General features: G+C 44.9%; 19 protein-coding genes. 6 read left to right on the top strand and 13 right to left on the bottom strand.

Going from position 1 to position 21,600, the window contains the following annotated elements; genetic code table 11:
- The first annotated feature begins 76 nt into the window (after positions 1-76).
- From L1D37_RS10995 to L1D37_RS10980, 4 genes are all read left to right on the top strand, one after another.
- Positions 77-817 carry a YciK family oxidoreductase gene (locus L1D37_RS10995; protein ID WP_017629695.1) on the top strand — a complete coding sequence of 247 codons (741 nt, stop codon included), beginning with the start codon at positions 77-79 and terminating at the stop codon, positions 815-817.
- 154 nt (positions 818-971) lie between these two features.
- Entirely contained in the window at positions 972-1,679 is a 708-nt protein-coding gene (gene imuA / locus L1D37_RS10990) for a translesion DNA synthesis-associated protein ImuA (protein ID WP_239847910.1), read from the top strand.
- A 3-nt stretch (positions 1,680-1,682) separates the two neighbouring features.
- Positions 1,683-3,155 (top strand): DNA polymerase Y family protein, encoded by a 1,473-nt coding sequence (locus tag L1D37_RS10985; protein ID WP_239847909.1) that lies wholly within the window; start codon positions 1,683-1,685, stop codon positions 3,153-3,155.
- Between the two features lie 88 nt (positions 3,156-3,243).
- Positions 3,244-6,336 carry an error-prone DNA polymerase gene (locus tag L1D37_RS10980; RefSeq protein ID WP_239847908.1) on the top strand — a complete coding sequence of 1,031 codons (3,093 nt, stop codon included), beginning with the start codon at positions 3,244-3,246 and terminating at the stop codon, positions 6,334-6,336.
- 344 nt (positions 6,337-6,680) lie between these two features.
- On the opposite strand, the gene L1D37_RS10975 is transcribed toward L1D37_RS10980, so the two are convergent.
- Together L1D37_RS10975 and L1D37_RS10970 are read right to left on the bottom strand one after the other, a co-directional pair.
- Positions 6,681-7,622, bottom strand: a complete 942-nt coding sequence (locus L1D37_RS10975; RefSeq protein WP_239847907.1) for a chemotaxis protein CheV — start codon at positions 7,620-7,622, stop codon at positions 6,681-6,683.
- A 167-nt stretch (positions 7,623-7,789) separates the two neighbouring features.
- Entirely contained in the window at positions 7,790-9,007 is a 1,218-nt protein-coding gene (locus tag L1D37_RS10970) for an ROK family protein (protein ID WP_017632359.1), read from the bottom strand.
- 319 nt (positions 9,008-9,326) lie between these two features.
- On the opposite strand from L1D37_RS10970, the gene pyk reads away from it, so the two are divergent.
- On the top strand, positions 9,327-10,772 hold the full coding sequence (pyk, locus tag L1D37_RS10965) for a pyruvate kinase (protein WP_176680167.1): 1,446 nt from the start codon (positions 9,327-9,329) through the stop codon (positions 10,770-10,772).
- A 137-nt stretch (positions 10,773-10,909) separates the two neighbouring features.
- Here pyk and L1D37_RS10960 read toward each other — a convergent pair whose 3' ends face one another.
- Together L1D37_RS10960 and L1D37_RS10955 are read right to left on the bottom strand one after the other, a co-directional pair.
- A complete protein-coding gene (locus tag L1D37_RS10960; protein ID WP_239847906.1) occupies positions 10,910-12,124 on the bottom strand; it encodes a DUF6363 domain-containing protein in 1,215 nt (404 codons plus the stop codon).
- Positions 12,125-12,165: 41 nt separating this feature from the next.
- Positions 12,166-12,255 carry a YnhF family membrane protein gene (locus L1D37_RS10955; RefSeq protein ID WP_100214626.1) on the bottom strand — a complete coding sequence of 30 codons (90 nt, stop codon included), beginning with the start codon at positions 12,253-12,255 and terminating at the stop codon, positions 12,166-12,168.
- A 145-nt stretch (positions 12,256-12,400) separates the two neighbouring features.
- Between L1D37_RS10955 and L1D37_RS10950 the strand changes: the two genes are divergently transcribed.
- Positions 12,401-12,994: a porin family protein gene (locus tag L1D37_RS10950; RefSeq protein ID WP_239847905.1), complete on the top strand. Its 594-nt coding sequence runs from the start codon at positions 12,401-12,403 to the stop codon at positions 12,992-12,994.
- A 33-nt stretch (positions 12,995-13,027) separates the two neighbouring features.
- On the opposite strand, the gene L1D37_RS10945 is transcribed toward L1D37_RS10950, so the two are convergent.
- The 9 genes from L1D37_RS10945 to acpP form a co-directional block, all read right to left on the bottom strand.
- A complete protein-coding gene (locus L1D37_RS10945) occupies positions 13,028-13,432 on the bottom strand; it encodes a hypothetical protein (RefSeq protein WP_239847904.1) in 405 nt (134 codons plus the stop codon).
- A 229-nt stretch (positions 13,433-13,661) separates the two neighbouring features.
- The gene (ptsG, locus tag L1D37_RS10940) at positions 13,662-15,092 is read right to left on the bottom strand and encodes a PTS glucose transporter subunit IIBC (RefSeq protein WP_017630544.1); all 1,431 of its coding nucleotides are present in this window, start codon (positions 15,090-15,092) and stop codon (positions 13,662-13,664) included.
- Between the two features lie 444 nt (positions 15,093-15,536).
- Positions 15,537-16,304, bottom strand: coding sequence for a YchF/TatD family DNA exonuclease (locus tag L1D37_RS10935; protein ID WP_176680170.1), 768 nt, complete (start codon positions 16,302-16,304; stop codon positions 15,537-15,539).
- On the bottom strand, positions 16,295-17,260 hold the full coding sequence (locus L1D37_RS10930) for a DNA polymerase III subunit delta' (protein ID WP_239847903.1): 966 nt from the start codon (positions 17,258-17,260) through the stop codon (positions 16,295-16,297). The genes L1D37_RS10935 and L1D37_RS10930 overlap by 10 nt, the downstream gene beginning before the upstream one ends.
- A gap of 6 nt (positions 17,261-17,266) precedes the next feature.
- Positions 17,267-17,899: a dTMP kinase gene (tmk, locus tag L1D37_RS10925; protein WP_239830243.1), complete on the bottom strand. Its 633-nt coding sequence runs from the start codon at positions 17,897-17,899 to the stop codon at positions 17,267-17,269.
- A 10-nt stretch (positions 17,900-17,909) separates the two neighbouring features.
- Positions 17,910-18,926 carry an endolytic transglycosylase MltG gene (mltG, locus tag L1D37_RS10920; protein WP_132743046.1) on the bottom strand — a complete coding sequence of 339 codons (1,017 nt, stop codon included), beginning with the start codon at positions 18,924-18,926 and terminating at the stop codon, positions 17,910-17,912.
- On the bottom strand, positions 18,923-19,783 hold the full coding sequence (pabC, locus tag L1D37_RS10915) for an aminodeoxychorismate lyase (RefSeq protein WP_239847902.1): 861 nt from the start codon (positions 19,781-19,783) through the stop codon (positions 18,923-18,925). The genes mltG and pabC overlap by 4 nt, the downstream gene beginning before the upstream one ends.
- Positions 19,784-19,887: 104 nt before the next feature.
- Complete coding sequence (gene fabF, locus L1D37_RS10910; RefSeq protein ID WP_017630538.1) at positions 19,888-21,132, bottom strand: beta-ketoacyl-ACP synthase II; 1,245 nt, start codon at positions 21,130-21,132, stop codon at positions 19,888-19,890.
- Between the two features lie 93 nt (positions 21,133-21,225).
- Positions 21,226-21,459 (bottom strand): acyl carrier protein, encoded by a 234-nt coding sequence (gene acpP / locus L1D37_RS10905; RefSeq protein WP_004737381.1) that lies wholly within the window; start codon positions 21,457-21,459, stop codon positions 21,226-21,228.
- Positions 21,460-21,600 lie beyond the last annotated feature (141 nt).

Below are 21,600 nucleotides of genomic sequence, written 5' to 3'. Positions count from 1 at the left end.
ATCATTCCTGCGGTTATCTGTGTGATTAAACATCAATGGAATGACGAACATAATAAAAGAAAGAAGGATAAGCACAGTGGATTACCCAATCTCTACAGATGCCCTCAAAGATAAAGTAATTTTGGTTACAGGTGCCGGTGCTGGCATTGGTCGCCAAGCCGCACTAAGCTTCGCTCAACATGGCGCAACTGTCATTCTGTTAGGCCGCAATGTAAAAAACCTAGAATTCATTTACGATGAAATCGAAAGCGCTGGCTACCCGCAGCCTGCGATTATCCCATTGGATTTAAAAGGCGCGACAAAACAGAACTACATTGATATGGCTGAAACCATTGAATCGCAGTTCGGTCGTTTAGACGGTCTACTTCATAACGCTGGCGTTTTAGGTACTCTGAGCCCGTTTGAGCAGATTGATGAAGAAACCTTTGATGATGTTATGCAGATCAATGTGAAGTCTGAATTCTTGATGACTCAAGCGCTGCTACCTGCACTGAAGAAAGCTGAAGCCGGTCGTATCGTATTCACCTCTTCTACCGTTGGCCACTCTGGCCGTGCATTCTGGGGCACTTACGCAATTTCTAAGTTTGCTACCGAAGGTATGATGCAGATCTTAGCGGACGAGCTTGAAGACACAAACATCCGTGTTAACGCGATCAATCCAGGCGGCACTCAAACGCGTATGCGTGCAAAAGCGTACCCAGGTGAAGATGCTAACAAGCTGAAAACGCCACTGGACATCATCCCACTGTACCTACACTTAATGAACCCAAGTGTGACAGACATTAATGGACAATGTATCGACGCTCAACCTAAGTAGTTGATATTATGAACAATAACAAGAAGTCGCTTTAATCGCGGCTTTTTTTGTATCTAAATCAACCACCTAATACTTACTTCCACTAATTTTCATCATTTTGCTTTGCATCTTTTTCATTGTTAAATATACTGTATAAATATACAGGTATTTAATTATGCATGAACTCATAAAAAGCTTACAAGACCGCCAGCTAATCTGGAAAGGACTACAATCAACAACGCAAGGAAGTACCACTTCGACAGGCTATCCGCAATTGGATAAACAGCTTGATGGTGGCTTTCCGACACACGGCGTTATTGAAGTTGAATCACAACAAGGGATTGGCGAACTGCGCCTGCTAACCCCCTATTTAGCTCAGCAAAACTCACAGAAGCTGGCCATATTCATTAACCCGCCAGGGAAGATCTGTGCCGAGTTTTTTAGCAATCAAGGGATTGAACTAGATAACATCTTAGTAATCGAGCCTCAACGCGATCTCGATGCATTGTGGGCTGCTGAACAATGCCTCAAGAGTGGTGCTTGTCATTCTGTGTTGTTATGGGGAGCCGATCTCGAAATCCACCAAACCAAACGCCTACAAGCAGCAAGCGAAACGGGCAAGTGCCTGCAGTTTCACTTTAAAGCCACCAGCCATAATCAGTTATCTCTGCCTGTTTCTTTAAGCATGAAGCTCTCTTCTCAGGCCCAAGGTTTAAAGATTGAAGTGACGAAAAGAAAAGGTAGTTGGTCTTATGGCAGCTTTATTCTCGATATGACCCACAATTGGCCGTTACTCACAGAAAAAGTCATCAGCACCGATAGTTCACATCACGGTCTATCAGGTAATACTGTATTGGCCTTTCCTATTGCGAAGCAAGGTTAGCGCATGCTGTGGTTTTATCTGCACTTTCCATCTCTTCAGTTGGATACCTTATTTAACTCTAATGAATTGGGTTCGAACGAAGAAGCACACGAGCAACCTATTATCATCGTGGATGAAAAAGATCATCGTGTACTACAAGCTAATCAAACTGCGTTGGACTCAGGCATTACACTGGATATGGGTTTAGGGTCTGCAGCGGCGCTTTGCCATAACTTACACGTCCACCCTTACAGTATTGAGCTAGAGAAAAACAAGCTGAAAGAGATAGCTCAATGGGCGTATCTGGTCACTTCTGATATGGCGTTATTGCCACCTAATGGTTTGTTGATTAAAGCCTCTAACATGCTGTCACTTTACGACGGACTAGATAACTATTGGCATGAACTCAAAAGCCATTTAGAAACACTCAACATCCAGTTCAGCTTTGCCACGGGTTACTCACCGCTTTCTGCGATCCTTTTGGGCAAGCAAGCGATCAACCAAGCAACGAACAATGTTCAACACATGAAGGCTTGGGTTAACCAACAAGCTCTGAGTTCTAGTGAGCTGCCGCCTAAGCAAGTTGAACGCTTAAATCGTGTCGGTATTAATATCGTTGAAGACCTATTGAAACTGCCTTTGCAAGAAGTCGCACGTCGCTTTGATATCGACTTGGTGAATTATGTTGGTCGCCTTAATGGGCAGTTCAAGTACCCAATTGATTTCTATCATCCACCAGAAAGCTTCCAGCAATATCTGGAGCTGTTGTTTGATATTGAAAACATCCTGTTTATCGAAAAGCCACTGCTGAAATTATTGAATCAACTGGAATGCTTTTTGAAGCTACGTGACCGAGTGGCTTTTGAGTTAACCCTGACTCTGCATCTTAGGGATAAAGACGACCACCATGTCTCTTTCTATTCGGCGCAGGGCGATTACCTTGCCAGTAAATGGGCGAGCCTAACGCATCTCACCTTAGAGTCACTGAAGATCACAGCACCCGTTCAAGGGCTCACTCTCTCGTTAACTCGTCATGGTGAACCTCAAATGGCCTACCATGATCTTTTTGATGGCAATACCGGAACGCTTGCTGCGTTAGATCTACTTTCATTGTTACAGGCAAAGCTTGGGCAGGCCTGCATTCAAACGCCGAAAATACAGCAAGATCCTAGACCAGAGAAAGCCAATCAATATTCGCTACCAACACTAAGTCATACGGCGAAAAAGGGGCTAGCTCCACAAGAACTCGATCAACAAGCCACAACAACGAACAACATTAACCAACAGCGACTCAGGCCCAGTATTTTACTGCCAGAACCTGAAGCATTAACCGAAAACGTCACCTTATCTCAAGGCCCTGAACGTATTGTTTCTGGTTGGTGGGATGGCGAGAAAATCATTCGTGATTACTTTATTGCTCACAGTGAAAACGGTCGATGGCTATGGGTATTCAGAACGCCCGATAAACAGTGGTTCTTACACGGTTTGTTCAGCTAGTCAGTTTAGTAAGTCGTTTTGCCACTTGCTTCATTTAAACGTCCCTTTTCAATCATGTTCACTCGCAACAGTTAAGTGAGATTCCATTATGTCTCAGCAGTACTCAGAGCTTTTCTGCCAAAGTAATTACTCCTTTCTTGAGGGGGCTTCACACGCGGAAGAGTTGGTTTTACAGGCCGATTTTTTACGTTACAAAGCACTCGCTGTTACTGATGAGTGCTCGGTCGCGGGCATCGTTAAGGTTCACTCTGCAATCAAGCAACACAAGCTGTCGCTCAAGCAGATTGTAGGGAGCATGTTTTGGCTAAATGACGAGTGCCAAGTGATTTTGATATGTCCAAACAGACAAGCCTATGCCGAGCTGTGCCGTATTATTACCAATGCGAGACGTCGTAGCAGCAAAGGGCATTATCAACTCTCTGAGTGGGATATCATGTCGGCTAAGCACTGCTTCATCCTGTGGCTACCTCAGCAAAAAAATGAAGACGTGCATTGGGGACAATGGCTTTCTCAACATCATTCCGGTCGGTTGTGGATTGGCTTACAACGACACCTAAAACAAACCGATCAACAGTACATCGATTACTGTGTGGAGCTGTCACAACATCATCAATTGTCGATTACAGCTTGTGGTGGCGTGTTAATGCACAATGCTAATCGCTTGCCCTTACAGCACTCACTCACCGCGATTAAATATCAAAAATCAGTAACCGAAGTTGGCAATCACTTACTGGCGAATGCCGAGCGCTGTTTACGAAGCATCAATAAGCTCTCTCATATCTTCAAAACTGAGTGGTTAGAAGAGAGCAACCGAATCTCTGAGCTGTGCGACTTTGATTTAGGTAGCCTACGCTACGAATACCCAAGTGAGCTGATTCCTCAAGGTGAAACACCCATGAGTTATCTGCGCATGTTGGTCGAGAAAGGAAAAAAGGCTCGCTTTCCACAAGGTGTCCCTAATGACATCCAACAGATCATCGATAAAGAGCTAGGGCTGATTGGCGAGCTCGACTACCCTTTCTTTTTTCTCACGATCCACGACATCGTGATGTTTGCGAAAAGCCAAGGGATTCTTTACCAAGGTCGAGGGTCCGCGGCTAATTCCGTAGTTTGTTACTGCTTAGAAATCACCTCTGTCGACCCAAGACAAATCTCAGTGCTGTTTGAACGCTTCATCAGTAAAGAGCGTGATGAGCCGCCTGATATTGATGTCGATTTTGAACACGAACGTCGTGAAGAAGTCATTCAATACATCTACAAAAAATACGGTCGAGAACGTGCTGCGCTTGCTGCTACGGTCATTTCTTATCGCTTTAAAAGCGCGGTAAGGGATGTCGGAAAAGCATTGGGACTGCAAGAAACCCAGCTTGATTACTTCATTAAGAACACCAATCGAAGAGACAAAAGCCTAGGTTGGCAAGCTCAACTCACCCAATTGGGGCTACAACCGGACTCTTTGAAAGGTCAGCAATTTATACACTTAGTGAATGAAATCATCGGCTTTCCACGTCATCTTTCTCAGCATGTAGGCGGCTTCGTGATCTCTTCTGGGCCTTTGTATGAATTGGTTCCCGTCGAGAATGCGGCAATGCACGATCGCACCATTATTCAATGGGATAAGGATGATCTTGAAACTCTGGGGCTGCTTAAAGTTGATGTACTCGCATTGGGTATGCTGTCTGCAATTCGAAAATGTTTCGACCTGATCAAGCGTATTCATGGCCGCTCACTAACAATCGCAGAGATCACTCGACTTAAGGATGATCCTCAGGTTTACGGCATGATTCAGCGAGCAGACACGGTAGGGATATTCCAAATTGAGTCACGCGCACAAATGAGTATGCTGCCAAGGCTCAAACCAAGAACTTATTACGACCTAGTGATTCAAATCGCGATCGTGCGTCCAGGACCAATTCAAGGCGATATGGTGCACCCGTTCTTAAAGCGTCGCGATGGTATTGAGCCAATCAGCTATCCATCTAAGGATGTTGAATCGGTACTCTCGCGCACTTTAGGAGTACCGATATTTCAAGAACAAGTGATTAAGCTCGCGATGGTTGCCGCAGGTTTCACAGGGGGTGAAGCGGATCAGCTCAGACGCGCAATGGCCGCTTGGAAGAAGAATGGCAACGTTTTTAAGTTCAAAAACAAGCTCATCGAAGGCATGCAAAAGCGTGGCTACGAAACCGAGTTTGCCGAACAGATTTTTAAACAGATATGTGGATTTGGTGAATACGGTTTCCCTGAAAGCCACTCGGCTTCCTTTGCGGTATTAGCCTATTGTTCAGCTTGGTTGAAATGCTACTACCCTGAGTGCTTCTATGCTTCTTTGTTGAATAGCCAACCCATGGGCTTTTATAGTCCATCGCAGTTGGTTCAAGATGCACAGCGACACAATGTGACGATACTTCCGGTATGTGTGAACGCTTCTCAAAACGACCACATGGTTGTCTCTCATCAGAATGGTCTAGCGATTCGATTAGGGCTGCGACAAATCAAAGGTTTGAGTGAGCACGGTATCCAGAGCGTACTTGCCAATCGTCCGCATTCTGGTTATCGCCATCCTAGCCAAGTAAAACAACTATCGATGAATAAGAAGGACATAGAGCTACTCGCATCAGCAAACGCGCTGCACAACGTTTCGGGAGACCGTTTCCAGACGCGCTGGGCGATAATGGACTCTGCTTCTGACCTACCTCTGTTTAGCCAAATCTATGACGGTACTAAAGATGGTCATGGCGAACACACATTGCACAAACCCAATGAGATGCAGGATTTACTTGAAGACTTCACCAGTGTCGGGATTTCATTAAATAAGCACCCTATCACCTTACTAGAAGAAGCGAATCGATTAGGCCGATTTACTCATATGAAGGACTTGATACAACAAAGGCACAAATCCATGGTCACCGTTGTCGGGCTAGTTACAGGTAAGCAATCACCGGGTACTGCAGCAGGTGTCACCTTTGTCACATTAGAGGACAGCACTGGTAATATCAACGTGGTGGTATGGGGAACCACTGCGCGTGCGCAACAGCAAGCCTATCTCACAGCCAAGGCATTAAAGGTACAAGGAATATTAGAAAAGGAAGGTGAAGTGGTGCATGTGATTGCCGGAAAGCTCATTGATATTACCGATGAGATTGTTGGTTTGAAAACCAAATCACGAGATTTTCATTAGCGATTCAAATCGCCCTCCCATAAACACTGAAACGCTAGAAACGCTAGAAACGCTAGAAACGCTAGAAACGAAAAAGGGAAGCATCTGCTTCCCTTCATTTCAAATTGTTGAGTTATACCTCAACGTCAGCTTCCGTACGTCTTTTCTTAAATTCCCTATATAGTAATAAGCTCAAAGTCATAACGACTTTAGACGTTAACCATATCATTAAGAGGAACTACCTTAGATTGTGCATGAAAAGTTACGTTAGTAGTGAGCATATTTCGTGTCGATTAATATGCTGCATCAATATTAGCAAACGTTTTCTATCAGGTCACTCAAAACAAACCGTACAGCAGTATTAATTATAAAAGCTGACGCATTCGCTCTTGAGTCACTTCCACTAAAAGGTCCGGTTGGAACTTAGAAATAAAGCGGTTACACCCTACTTTCTCAACCATAGCCTCATTAAAACTTCCGCTTAATGACGTATTTAGCGTAATAAACAGGTCATGCATTCTTGGGTCAGTACGTACTTCGTGAGTCAGTTTATAACCGTCCATTTCGGGCATTTCGGCATCGGTGATCATCAACAAAATCTCTTGATTGATGTCTTTGCCTTCATCACACCAACCCTTAAGTAGGTTCAGTGCTTCTAAGCCATCGCAACACTCAATAATGTTTAAACCAAGCTGCGACAAAGTACCTTTAATCTGGTTACGTGCGGTTGAAGAGTCATCAACGATAAGAACGTTGCGGCCAATCATTTCGTTGGCTAACTGCTCATCTAACACACCTTCAGAGATCGACACATCGTAATCGATGATCTCTGCTAGCACTTTTTCAACATCGATGATCTCAACGATTTTGTGCTGCTCTTCTTCTTGAATATGCGTGATAGCCGTGAGGTAGTTTGCACGACCCGTGGTCTTTGGCGGCGGCTGGATTTCAGTCCAAGTTGTATTAACGATATTACGAACCTGTCCAACCAAAAAACCTTGTACGGTTCGGTTGTATTCCGTAATGATCAGGTTGCTCTCTTGAGACTCTACACGTGACGGCGGAAAGCCAATCGCGCTGCGCAGGTCAATCACAGGCACCGATTCACCACGTAGAGAAGCAACACCGGTTATGTGGTGGTGAGAGCCCGGTAAGCGAGTAAGTACAGGCACTTTTAGGACTTCTTTCACTTTAAATACGTTAATCGCAAATAGTTGACGACTATTTAAGCTGAATAATAAGAGTTCCAGACGGTTTTCACCGACTAGCTTGGTTCTCTGATCAACCGAATTTAAAACGCCAGACATACAACACCTTAGTGACAAATAATAACTGTGGCTACAATAGCCTACTTCAATGGGTTAAAGCAAAGCGCTAATGCACAGAATGCTTAAACTAAGTACAACAAATGATGTTATACAAAGCTTAAGTACATGGAAAGATTTGGGGTAAGGCCAAAAGAAGAGAAAAAGAGTTAGCCTTCAATAACTTTCATTAATAGCTGACCGTCATACAAGGCCTGCTTAATAAGTGCAGCACCGGGCATGGTTGCTTGCTTATAGAATCGAGATTCCACCAGCTCTAAGTCTTGATGGTAAACCGATAAACTCTGCTCTTCGATACACTTTTGAATCGCAGGGTACAAAACACTTTTCGCCTGATTGATAACACCACCGACCAAGATCTTCTCTGGGTTGAATAGGTTAATCACAATCGCAATCGCAGAGCCTAAGTAACGACCTAACTGTTCAATCACTTCAACAGCCAATGGATCGCCGTCAGCCGCGGCTGCACAGATCTGCTCAATCGTGACATCCTCAAACACAGTCAGCGTTGATTCTTCACCATTGGCTAATCGCTCTTTGACTTGCTCACGAATCGCTTGTGAACTCGCGACCGTTTCTAAACAGCCTCGGTTACCACAGTGGCAAAGCTTACCCTCTTTATCGATCTGGATATGACCCAGTTCACCGATGTTACCGTGACGCCCTTGCAGAACGCGACCATCAAGAATGATCCCGGCACCTAAACCATGGTGAATTGAGATAAGAACAGAGTTGTCGTTGTCTTGTGAGTTACCAAACAGCTTCTCTGCTAATGCCCACGCTCGGGTGTCATTAGCAATAAAGACTGGCAAACCGGTTTCTTTGTAGATCTCCGGACCCAACGCTAAGTTTTCAACGTTGTAATGCGGCATTTGCAACACAATACCCTGCTCTGAATTCACAAGACCAGGCAGTGTGATGGCAATGCTCGTCACCCTGTCGAGTTGTTCGGCATAGGTTTGGAAGAACTCATCAATTTCATGGAGAAGACGTGCAAGCACATCATCTTGGTCACGTTCGTGAATATCAATTTTGGTATCGATAAGCACATCACCGCCCAATTCATGGAGCGCTATCGTGAGGTAACCACGACCAAGACGCATCGATAAAAATTGCCAACCTTCATTATTGGTTTGCAGACCGACAGCAGGACGCCCACGAGTCGTGGCTTCTTGAACCGTGGTTTCGTGAATAAGGTGAGCTTCAATGAGTTCACGGGTAATTTTAGTAATACTCGCCGGAGCCAACTCACTTTGCTTGGACAGATCGATACGAGAAATAGGACCTTTAAGGTCAATTAGTTTATATACACGACCAGCATTGACCTGTTTGATATGATCAATATGGCCCGGTTGAGCCATGTACATTTTACGCTCCAGAAATCATCAACGAGGTAATTTTTTTACTTTGCGAAGTAATTGTGAAGTCACTTGGTATATCGCCGTGACCAGTATCACGTATATACATGAATCTTTGTGTATCGAGTCAAATAGTTCGAGGAAAATTAACACCTACATCGATAAATCGAGACTTAATTTTCATAAAAAAACATCGCGCTTGAGTACTAAGTACAATAAATATCAGTAAATACAGAAATATCTTCCTAGCTCCCAATAAATTATCAATTAATGCATATACTTAATTCAGTCTTGTAAAAGATTACTTGGTCTCACTCTAGGAGTATTCATGACAGCCGAATTAAGAAAAACGAAAATCGTCACAACGTTAGGCCCTTCAACAGATAAAGGTAACGTGCTTGAAGAAATCATCAAAGCAGGTGCCAATATCGTCCGTATGAACTTTTCTCACGGCAGCAGCGACGACCACATCCAACGCGCAGAAAAAGTCAGAGCGATAGCAAAAAGACTCGGCACTCAAATCGCCATTCTCGGAGACTTACAAGGTCCCAAGATTCGTGTGTCGACATTCAAAGATGGCAAGATCCAACTTGCGGTGGGCGACCTATTCACTCTCGATAGCAGCCTAGGTTTAGGTGAAGGCAACCAAGAAGCTGTTGGCCTTGATTATAAAGAACTGCCTAACGACGTATCCGCCGGCGATATCCTGTTGCTTGACGATGGTCGTGTTCAACTGAAAGTCACCAAAGTCGAAGGTTGTCGCGTTCATACCGAAGTGATTATCGGTGGCCCTCTTTCGAACAACAAAGGCATCAACAAAAAAGGTGGCGGCCTTTCTGCTGAAGCACTGACCGACAAAGACAAACGAGACATCGTCACCGCCGCTCAGATTCAAGTCGATTACCTAGCGGTCTCTTTCCCACGTAACGGTGAAGACATGCACTACGCTCGTCAATTAGCACGGGAAGCAGGGTTAGAGGCTCACCTAGTGGCTAAAGTCGAGCGAGCAGAGACAGTTGCGACCGTAGAGAACATGGATGACATCATAATGGCCTCAGATGTGGTCATGGTGGCCCGTGGTGACCTCGGAGTGGAAATAGGCGACCCAGAGTTGGTCGGGGTACAAAAACAGCTTATACGCCGTGCTAGAGCGCTTAACCGAACAGTGATCACTGCAACTCAAATGATGGAATCGATGATCTCTGCGCCAATGCCAACTCGTGCCGAAGTGATGGACGTTGCCAACGCGGTATTAGATGGTACCGATGCGGTGATGCTTTCAGGTGAAACCGCTGCGGGTGATTACCCAGTTGAAACCGTGAAATCCATGGCCGAAGTGTGTATCGGTGCTGAAAAGATGGCGGGCATCAACCAATCGAACTACCGTATTGACCGTACCTTTGTGACGGCAGAAGAAACCGTTTCGATGGCGACCATCTACTCTGCCAACCACATGGAAGGCATCAAGGGCGTAGTGACGCTTACCGAGTCCGGGCGCACAGCTCTGATGATGTCACGACTCAGTGCCGACATGCCTATCTACGCGCTGTCTCGTAACGAAGGAACGCTAAATCGCTGTACTCTGTACCGAGGCGTAACACCTATCTACTTCGAAACTGAAGCCGAAGACAGCTTCGATATTGCACTATCGACACTTGCCTGTCTGAAAGAGGCGGGACACTTGAAGTTTGGCGACTTAGTGATCGTCACTCAAGGCGATATAATGGATGTCGCGGGCTCAACCAACTGTATGCGAATCTTACCAGTCACCTAAACCCTGAACACTAGGGGCTTATATAAGTAAGTAATTAGCTAGCAAGTATAAAAAAGGGTTATCGAACCAAGTTCAATAACCCTTTTTCTTTTTGAATAGAATGAGCCAACTACACATTAACTTGCCCACTTAAAATATCACTTATCCGCGACACTAGTCGTCAGTTTTGGTATGTGTGAACTGCGAGCATTCTGTGTTGAGGTATAGGTTTCGACAAATCGGTAACCAGCTTCTAGCCCCAGGTCGTAATCATGCAACAAGTCTTCTTTATCACTCATTAATGAACTCGACTTCAGTGGTTTACTTGGCGCTATCTGTACCACGAACGCATCGTCCGGCGGAGAGTTTAAAAAGTCCTGAGTTAGGGAGTATGTTTGATAGTGCACCATCAACATGTCAGCTAAACCTGAATCAAATTTATCACCGATTAAATGACTTAATCGGTAGATATCGTCAGCGCCAAACAACCACCGACCACCATTGAGCAGATCCAAATGTCCACGATCGCGCTTCTGCTCTTTAGAACGCATAATTTGTTGTTGGAAGAAAGAAGTCCAATCGGATTTCCATTGTTCCACTTTCTGTTGCCAGTGATCTTGAACACTGTCGAAAGACTCTCTGAACCATTCCAGCTCTTCCGCAGATATAGGTTTAGGCGCTTTCACTGCGGTGCTGCGATTAGGAGCTTCAACCAAGAGTTCACCTCCCTCCTCGACCACAGGTTCAGTACGAATCACAACAATAGAGCGAGCTTGCCTACGCCAGGCTTCTTGAACAGGGATACAAGCAGACACACCACCGTCAACATAAGTACTGTCGCCGATGAAGATCTCATCATTGTACAAACGAGGAATCGCACAGGTGGCGATCATCACCTTGTACCAATCTTCTCCCAATAACGGGAAGTAGTGATCGCGTAGATCTTTAGAGTCTGTCACTGCCGCATAGAAATGTCTGTCGCCTAAGGTTTGTCGCCCTAAATCAAGGTCGAGCTTATAGGGATAAGCCATAATTTGTTCTAAGGCCCACTCTAATCCCAGATTTTTCCTGTGTCGTATATAGGAGAAGATATTGAAGAACTCTGGTGAGGTGGTGAGATCGAGCACGAAAGAGCGGCCGAGGCCTTTATCGCGGCAAAGGTACGCACATAAGTTAAGGGCACCTGCAGATGTACCAAAAAATTCATCGAAGGGGTCAAAATTAGAAAGAAGAAAAGCATCCAGCACACCTGAAGTAAAAATACTTCTCTGTCCGCCACCTTGAGCGACCAGTGCTGTTTTTCCAGCAATAAACTTAGCGTAGTAATCCAAGTCTATTGCTGTATCAATATTGGTTACAAGCCCACTATTCATTAGTCCCTGAGTATCAAAACTCAGCCTCGCAATAGATGGTATTAACTACCAATCGCAATAAAGCCAAATGAAAGAATGATCATGTAAATAAACACGGTAATTTGTAGGGCATTTTTCAGATTATGGTCCATAGACACCTCTGGCTTATTATTAATTTGTCGAGTCTCTATTTAAGTACTATCAGGTGTGTGAAGTATCTTCAAGAATCGTCGAAATTAGTCGCACAATATTGATGTAACCATCACAATTAGTAAGTGTATGGATAAGGATATACTCATGAATAACAAAGCAAATATGATGGCGCTTATCGCGCTTTTCTCTGTATCGAGCGTGTATGCTTCACCGGAGATCATCATTACCCCAATGGTGGGCTATACCGGAGGTGGTAGTGTCGAAGACCAGGATGGCAAAACCTACGACATGAAAGCGTCTGAAAACTACACCTTTGCCATTGAAACACCACTTGATAAAGGTCGCATCGGCTTTTTCTATTCTAACCAGAGTTCTGAGCTAGAAACGCTCAACCTAAGCTCCTCAATCCAGTACCTGCACTTGCAAAGCAGTATCTACTACCCGGCTTCGCCTGTGTTATCTGGATACCTTGGCTTAGGTCTTGGTGCTTCTTACGTGGATGTTGACTGGGCGAAAGATAAATATGGATTCTCGACCTCAATCTTTGGCGGTTTGGAATACAAATTCAGCGACCGTTTAGCACTCAACACACAAGTACGTTGGTTGGGCACAGTTGTTGATAACGACACATCTGGTGTGTGTAACATCCCTAGTACGGGTCAAGAGTGTATCATCCGCTTTGATACTGATTGGATGAATCAATTCCAAGCCAATGTCGGGCTGAGTTTTACGTTCTAATTACTGTAACTGATAAAACGGTTTAAGTTCACTTTAGAACTTATAAGTCACACCCAGTGCACCACCGACTTGCAGCTCAACGCCTTTGTACATGTCTAGCTCAGGGTGAACTTGTGCGTAAGCATTCCAGCCTTCGTAGAAATTCACTTTGACGCCCAACGGCAAACGCAAGCCAAAATCGTCATTCCATTCAGCCCAAGCACCAGCACCTACATACCAGCTTAACGGAGCTTCCGTTTCGAACTGACCACGTTTCCAAATGTAGTCGAATGCCGCGCCGTCATTACCAACGGTTGCACGGTACTTCTGATCAAACTCAACAACGACACTCAGGTCTTGGTCAATGGCTAGACCAACTTCTAAATCTGGAGCTTCAGAAGCATGAGCAAACGAAGCTCCGCTGCAGCACATAAGGCCAATCAAGTAACGATGTTTCATAATATTCTCAGAATGTATTTTAAAAACGGTAGATTACTTAAATCACAACGGATGTTGTCATCATAAAGTTAAAGATAAGAGGTACCCAAAGCGGATAATTGAGCATCAGAACATCGAGCTGTTCGATAACCGATTGAGTGGAAAAGAATAAGTGCGGGAAGGACTTTCCTAAGGCAGAAAACAAAAAAGGAGGCCTCTCGGCCTCCTTTCAATTTATTGAATCAGTGAATTAACCGTTGTTACGGATCCACTCATCCATGTCTGTCTTAAGGTTGTCAGACTTAGTACCGAAGATAGCTTGAACGCCACCAGCAACTACAACAACACCTGCTGCGCCTAGTTTCTTCAGTTTGTCTTGGTCAACAACTGCTGTATCAGCAACTGCAACACGTAGACGAGTAATACAAGCGTCAAGACCAGTGATGTTCGCTTTGCCACCGAATGCAGCAACTAGCTCACCAGCAAGTTCAGAACCAGTCGCAACTGACTCTTCTTCAGTCTCGTCTTCACGGCCTGGAGTTTTAAGGTCTAGAGCTTTAATCACAGTGCGGAATACGATGTAGTAAATTGCAGCGTAAGCAATACCACATACAACCATTAGGCCCATCTTAGACGCGTTGCCAGATAGAACTAGGAAGTCGATTAGACCGTGTGAGAAAGATGTACCGTGTACAAAACCTAGAGTGTTCGCAAGAACGTAAGCAGAACCAGCTAGTAGAGCGTGGATTGCGTACAGTACAGGAGCAACGAATAGGAATGAGAATTCGATTGGTTCAGTGATACCCGTTAGGAATGAAGTTAACGCAGCAGAAGCCATGATACCCATTACTTTAGCGCGGTTTTCAGGCTTAGCTGAGTGTGCAATAGCGATTGCAGCAGCAGGTAGACCGAACATCTTGAACATGTAACCACCAGCTAGCTGACCGAAGCCATTGCCCGCTGCACGAGATGCGTCATCAGCAACTAGGTAACAAGTAAGAACACCGTTTTGAGTTTCGCCAGCAGCGTTTACACAAGTACCAGCTTCAAAGAAGAAAGGTACGTTCCAAACGTGGTGAAGACCAAATGGAATCAGAGAACGCTCAACGATACCGTAGATACCAAACGCCACTTGTGGGTTTTGGTGAGCAGCCCAATCAGAGAACGCAGAGATTGCGCCGCCAACTGGTGGCCATACGATAGATAGTAGGATTGCTAGACCAATCGCAGAGAAACCTGTGATGATTGGCACAGCACGCTTACCAGCGAAGAAGCCAAGGTACTCTGGTAGTTGAATACGGAAGAAACGGTTGAATGCCCAAGCAGCAACACCACCGACTAGGATACCACCTAGTACACCAGTGTCGATTTTATCAACGCCCATTACACCAGCCATTACGCCAAGTGTAGCAGTCATGATGCCGTAACCAACGATTGCAGCTAGACCAGCTACACCATCGTTGTTAGTAAAGCCAAGTGCAACACCTACTGCGAACAGCAGTGCCATTTGACCGAATACTGAACCACCAGCTTGTTCCATTAAGTTTGAAACGATTTCTGGAATGAAAGGAAGATCTGCTGCACCGACACCTAGCAAAATACCCGCAACTGGTAAAACTGATACTGGAAGCATCAGAGACTTACCAACTTTCTGCAGGCTAGCAAAAAGGTTCTTAAACATGTTTATGCTCCTGATAAAGATAAAATAATTATATGGGTACTAACGGCACACCCCCGTAGCCTATATGTTAGCACCCTGCGAAAATGTAACCATGTATTGCATTATATTTTCTGCCGCTAAATATATATTGATGGGGAACTAACTTTCTAGTCACTTACGAAATTTAGTTTCAAAACACGTCTTGGATCACATGTCAAATCTAGAAATGCAATGCTTTACAAGAGTTTAATTAGTTGAAATATATAGTTATTTTTCAAGAGCTCTATTATTTTACTGGGTAAATAAAATAGGAGCGAATGTTATTTTTAGTAACAAAATTACAAATGTTATAATTAGCGCTCTCAAGTTCAACATAATTCGTAAACATTAAAAAAAAACGCACTTTTGGTGATCAAAAACACAAAAAGGAAGCTTTCGCTCCCTTTTATTTGTTTACTTAGTTTTTTATCGCAAAAAAAGTTTTTGATAGTTTTTGGTCGTTTGTTCAGCAACCTCTTTCATCGACACACCTTTCAACTGCGCAATATAGGCCGCCACTTCCACGACATATGCAGGTTGATTCTGCTTCCCACGATATGGGATTGGTGCCAAGTATGGAGAATCCGTCTCGATCAGTAACCTATCTAACGGTAGATTCTTAACAACTTCTTTAAGTTCTGTTGCCTGCTTAAAGGTCACAATGCCTGAAATTGAGATATAGAAACCTAATTCCATTGCCGCTTCAGCGAACGCTTGATCTTCGGTGAAGCAGTGAATCACACCACCACACTTCTCAGCACCACCATCACGCAGAATCGCGAGAGTGTCTTCACGCGCGTTGCGTGTATGGATGATCAAAGGCTTGTTCAGCTCTACGGCCAACGCGACATGTTGCTTGAATCGCAGCTGTTGCAATTCCGCCGTCTCTGGTTGGTAATGGTAATCTAAGCCTGTCTCACCAATCGCAACAACTTTTGGGTTGCTCGCGTATTCACGCATTCTCTCTAAACAGAAATCACTCTCTACATCGAGAGGATGAACGCCACAAGACGCTTTAACGTTATCAAACGGCGAGATCATCTCGAGCATATTTTCAAACGAATCCAGTGTCACACCAACAGACAACAGCTGGTCTACGTTTGCTGCCTTCGCTTTGTTCACAACGTCTTCTACGCTTGTGTGTAAATCTTGATAATCCAGTTTGTCTAAATGACAGTGGGAATCTACGAACATGTTTCCTCGCAAGTGGCTATCAGCCAATTCATTATGAGTAGCTCCGTATTGAGCCCAGGGTGTTGCTTTAACTGCTCAATCAATGTGAGCAGTTTACTCGATGCTGCGTAAGCACTTTGATAAGACATCACCTCAACCAGTGCTTTCGCGCTAGGAGTGATCGCCTGATTCGCCAAGCCAAAATGCAGCTTCTGTACGTCAGACAATAAGTGCCATAACCAACCCAATTGAATCAAAGGGTCTTTGCTAAGCTCTGTCGAGAATTTTAGCATGTCAGGTTGAGTGCCCTTGATGACATTAACAAAGCCATCAAGCGCTTTGGTCGAAGCCTCTACCCCACCCTGCTCAAACATCGCCTTTGCTTTTAAAGGCGCGTTGTCATTGAGCGCTAAAATATATTGTGGGACAGCCTTACCAACTTCACCATCTAACCAAGCCGACCCGGCCTCCAACTGTGGGCTTACCACATTAAATTGTTGGCAACGGCTAATGATAGTCGGCATCAAACGGTTACTGTTACGAGTAGAAAGAATGAAGATACACTTGCTTGATGGCTCTTCCAGCGTTTTCAACAGCGCATTAGAGGCCGACTCATTCATTGCCTCTGCCGGGTTAAGCAAGATAACGCGTAAGCCACCCAATTGAGATGACTCTTGAGCCCAGCGGTTACTGGCACGCACTTGATCAACAGTGATCGACTTACCTTCTTTCTCAGGCGAGATAACATGAAAATCAGGATGACTGCCCGACTTCATTAATTCACAGCTATGACAAAACCCGCACGACTCACTTTCGTAGTTGGTGCACATTAATGCTGCGGTAAGTTGATCAATCAACGCATCAACGCCAAGCCCTTCCGGCGCATTAACAATCACCGAGTTAGGAAAACGCTCAGCATCAAGACTTTTTTTCCACTCATTCCATACGGGAGTGAGCCAAGAATACACTTCAGCCATGACTACCTACTGTTTGTCGAGCCAAGCACCAAGCGCTTGCTTAATATCAGCAGCCACTTGATCTATCTCTTGCTGCGCATTAATCACAAGAACCGTGTCGTCTTGTGCGGCAATCTCAAGGTAACGTTCACGCGTACGATCGAAGAACGAGATATCCATTTTTTCGATTCTATCTAACTCACCACGACCACGTGCGCGTTCAAGCCCTACTCTAGGGTCTAAGTCCAAGTATAGGGTTAGATCAGGCTTAAAATCGCCTAGCGTGGTTGCTTTCAATGATTCCATCGTTGTGCGTGCGATCTGACGACCACCACCTTGATAAGCCTGAGAAGACATATCATGGCGATCACCCAATACCCACTTACCACTGTCTAGTGCAGGCTTGATAACGTTTTCTACTAATTGAACGCGTGCAGCGTACATCAGCAGTAATTCAGTCATGTCTTGAAGCTTCTCGCCTTCGTGTTCTTCTTTAACCAGTGAGCGCATCTTTTCTGCCAACACGGTACCGCCCGGTTCACGAGTGTTGACGAGTTCTTCTACACCAGATGCTTTCAATGTTTCTACGATGGCATTGATTGCAGTGCTTTTGCCCGCGCCTTCAAGGCCTTCAACCACGATAAATTTCGACTGATTCATAATTCTTTCTTTATTTGTTTTTTCTTAATTGCTTTAAGTAAGCTCGTACTGCACGGTTGTGCTCAGCCAAACTCTTTGAAAATACGTGACCGCCCGTTCCGCTCGCAACAAAATACAGGTAGTTGCTGTTCTCTGGGTTCAGAGCTGCATTAATCGACGCTCGACCCGCCATAGCGATCGGCGTAGGTGGCAAACCGCTCATTGTGTATGTGTTGTACGGCGTTGGTGTGCGCAGATCTTTCTTACGGATATTGCCTTTGTAGCTGTCACCCATGCCATAGATAACCGTTGGATCAGTTTGCAAACGCATACGCTTGTTCAAACGGTTAACGAATACAGAAGAAACACGCTCGCGCTCTGAAGCAACGGCGGTTTCTTTCTCAATGATAGACGCAAGAATCAGAGCTTCATAAGGTGACTTAAGAGGCAGTTTATCCGCTCTGTTTTCCCATTCATCGTTCACCACATTCATTAGGTCACGATGAGCGCGTTTCAACAAATCTAAATCGGTTGTGCCGTAGGTGTAGTGATAGGTTTCCGCTAAGAAAAGACCTTCTAGCTTCTCATTTTCGATGCCCAGCTTTTCAGCGATCTCTTTTTCAGAAACACCATCCAACGTTTGTTGAATGAATTCGTTATCTTTTAGCTGCACAAGCCATTCATCAAAGCGGCTGCCTTCAACGAAGGTAATCGTGAATTGGTGCTCTTTGCCCTCAACAAGCACTTGTAGCGCCTGCTCTAGGGTCAAACCCGGCTCTAGCAGAAATGTACCCGCTTTTACGTCAACCAGCTCAGGATGTAACTTACGGATTAATTTCTCGTAAGGAGAAGCCTCAAATAGCCCCTCATTTATCAACTGTGCCAGAACACGATTAAAGCTGCTGCCTGAAGCAACGGTTACGACCTGTGGTTTTTCTAATTGGATGACTTGTTTCAGGTTGTCTTGTGCTTGGTTATAAACATAGAACCCAGCAGCGCCTGCTGCGATTAGGCACAAGATAAGAAAAATAAATAACTTTTTGATCACGAGTTTAGTTGTCCTTGAAGGCTACGAGTAACGGTTCCAATGTTAAATTGGGTTTCACTAATACGGGTAACTGGGGCAACCCCTAAAATGGAGTTGGTCATGAAAACCTCATCAGCTTGCATGAGTTTAGATAAGCAGTAGTCACTAATAGTAACGGAAAGTTCAGCTTGATTCAGCGCGGTTAACACTTGCTTACGCATAACCCCTGCGACGCCACTCTGCGTCAGTTGAGGTGTGTAGATGGTATCCCCTTTTCGCCAAAACAGGTTAGCCATAGTGGTTTCAATGACATTGCCTGAAATATCAAGTACCACACCATCGACTTCATTGGCCTGATCCATTTCATCTTTCATCAAGATTTGCTCTAGGCGATTATTGTGCTTGTGCCCGGCAAGCAATGGGCTCAAGCCTAAAGCTTGTTGGCAGACACCGAGTTCAACACCAGAGTCTTGCCACGCTGAATAATGGCTCGGAAAAGCAAACGTACTGATGGTAACCGTAGGTTTAGCGATATTCTTGGTGCTATAACCTCTGCCACCAGAGCCACGACTAACGTGCAGCTTTATTCCTGCTTTTTCATCATGAGGCTTGTTTGTCTCATGGCGGTTCTCTGTTCCATGAAACGCATTATTTTGGATGTGTTGAAGTGCAATATCGAGCCAAACATTAACCACATCCCAATCAAGTTCAGAAATGCGTAACGCTTTCAGGCATTCATCGACACGACGCTGATGATCGTGAAAATGTTGAATCTCGCCACCTTTTACAAACATGGTGGTAAAACAGCCGTCTCCGTATTGAAACGAACGGTCCAAGATATCGACAGTTTGCTGGCTTTCTCCATCAACCCAAAACATGTTTTTCCCCATAAAAAGAAACGGCTCAATGCTAAAGCATCAAGCCGTTTAAAAACAAGTCTAATTGTGACTATCTACGAGTGTTTGCGTCTTTAATAAGATGATTAAATCTTTTTGAAGATCAAACAGCCGTTTGTACCACCGAAACCGAATGAGTTACATGCAGCATATTCCATGTTGCTAACTTCACGCGCAGTGTGAGGTACTAAGTCAATATCTAAGCCTTCTTCAGGATCATCTAGGTTGATTGTTGGTGGAACAATTTGGTCAACCAGAGACATCGCCGTGATGATAGCTTCAGCAGAACCAGCAGCACCTAGAAGGTGACCAGTCATCGATTTCGTAGAAGAAACCAATACTTGCTTGCTGCCTGCTTCGCCAAGAGCACGCTTAATGCCCTTAACTTCCGCTACGTCACCCGCAGGAGTCGATGTACCGTGTGCGTTAACATAACCGATTTGTTCACCAGTAATGCCAGCATCACGCATAGCCGCTTCCATCGCTAGTGCACCACCAGAGCCATCTTCACTTGGAGATGTCATGTGGTAAGCGTCACCCGACATACCGAAGCCAACTAGCTCACAGTAAATCTTAGCGCCACGAGCTTTCGCATGTTCGTACTCTTCAAGAACCATCATGCCAGCACCGTCACCGAGAACGAAGCCGTCACGGCCCTTGTCCCATGGACGAGAAGCTTTTTGAGGCTCATCGTTACGAGTAGACAGTGCTTTAGCCGCACCAAAACCGCCCATACCTAGTGGAGTTGATGCTTTTTCAGCACCACCCGCTAGCATTGCGTCAGCATCGCCGTATGCAATCATACGTGCCGCGTGACCAATGTTATGTAGGCCAGTCGTACATGCAGTAGAGATCGCGATGTTTGGACCGCGTAGGCCGCGCATGATAGACATGTGACCAGCAATCATATTCACGATCGTCGACGGTACGAAGAACGGGCTGATCTTACGAGGGCCTTTTTCAGTTAGAGCTTGGTGACCTGCTTCGATCAAACCAAGACCACCAATACCAGAACCGATTGCAACACCCACACGTGGAGCGTTTTCTTCAGTAATAGTTAGGGCTGAATCATCTAAAGCTTGAATACCTGCTGCGACGCCGTACTGGATGAACAAGTCCATCTTACGAGCATCTTTTTTAGACATATACTCTTCGCAGTTAAAGTCTTTAACTAGACCTGCAAAACGAGTTGAGAAATTGGTTGCATCAAAGTGCTCGATATTAACGATACCACTTTGACCAGCTAGCAGGGCTTTCCAAGAAGATTCTACAGTGTTGCCTACCGGTGACAACATACCCATGCCAGTGACAACTACACGACGCTTGGACACGATTTTACACTCCGGAGATTGAGGTGATTTAAGATGAGGATAGATGAGTTAGATAAAACACAGGCGGTCGAGGTGACCGCCTGGGAGAGATTATTACTGAGCGCTAGTTACGTAATCGATAGCTGCTTGAACAGTAGTAATTTTCTCAGCTTCTTCATCTGGGATTTCAGTGTCGAATTCTTCTTCTAGAGCCATTACTAGCTCAACTGTGTCTAGAGAATCTGCACCTAGGTCATCAACGAAAGAAGCTTCGTTTTTAACTTCAGCTTCGTCTACACCTAGCTGTTCAACAATGATTTTCTTTACGCGTTCTTCGAGGTTGCTCATTTTTTCTTTTCCTTTACAGAGTTCGCTTTATGCGATGTTTTCCGTAGTTTATTCAATCTATTGAAAGTTGCAAGGTCAACTTTTCTGGTCAAACCACAATTTTCACGATTTTAACCGAAATTACGTATGATCTTGACTTAA

The sequence above is a fragment of the Vibrio sp. Isolate33 genome (genome assembly GCF_022397895.1).
GTDB lineage: Bacteria > Pseudomonadota > Gammaproteobacteria > Enterobacterales > Vibrionaceae > Vibrio > Vibrio pomeroyi.
Note: the sequence above shows the minus strand (reverse complement) of the source record. Positions and strands in the feature narration are given on the sequence as shown.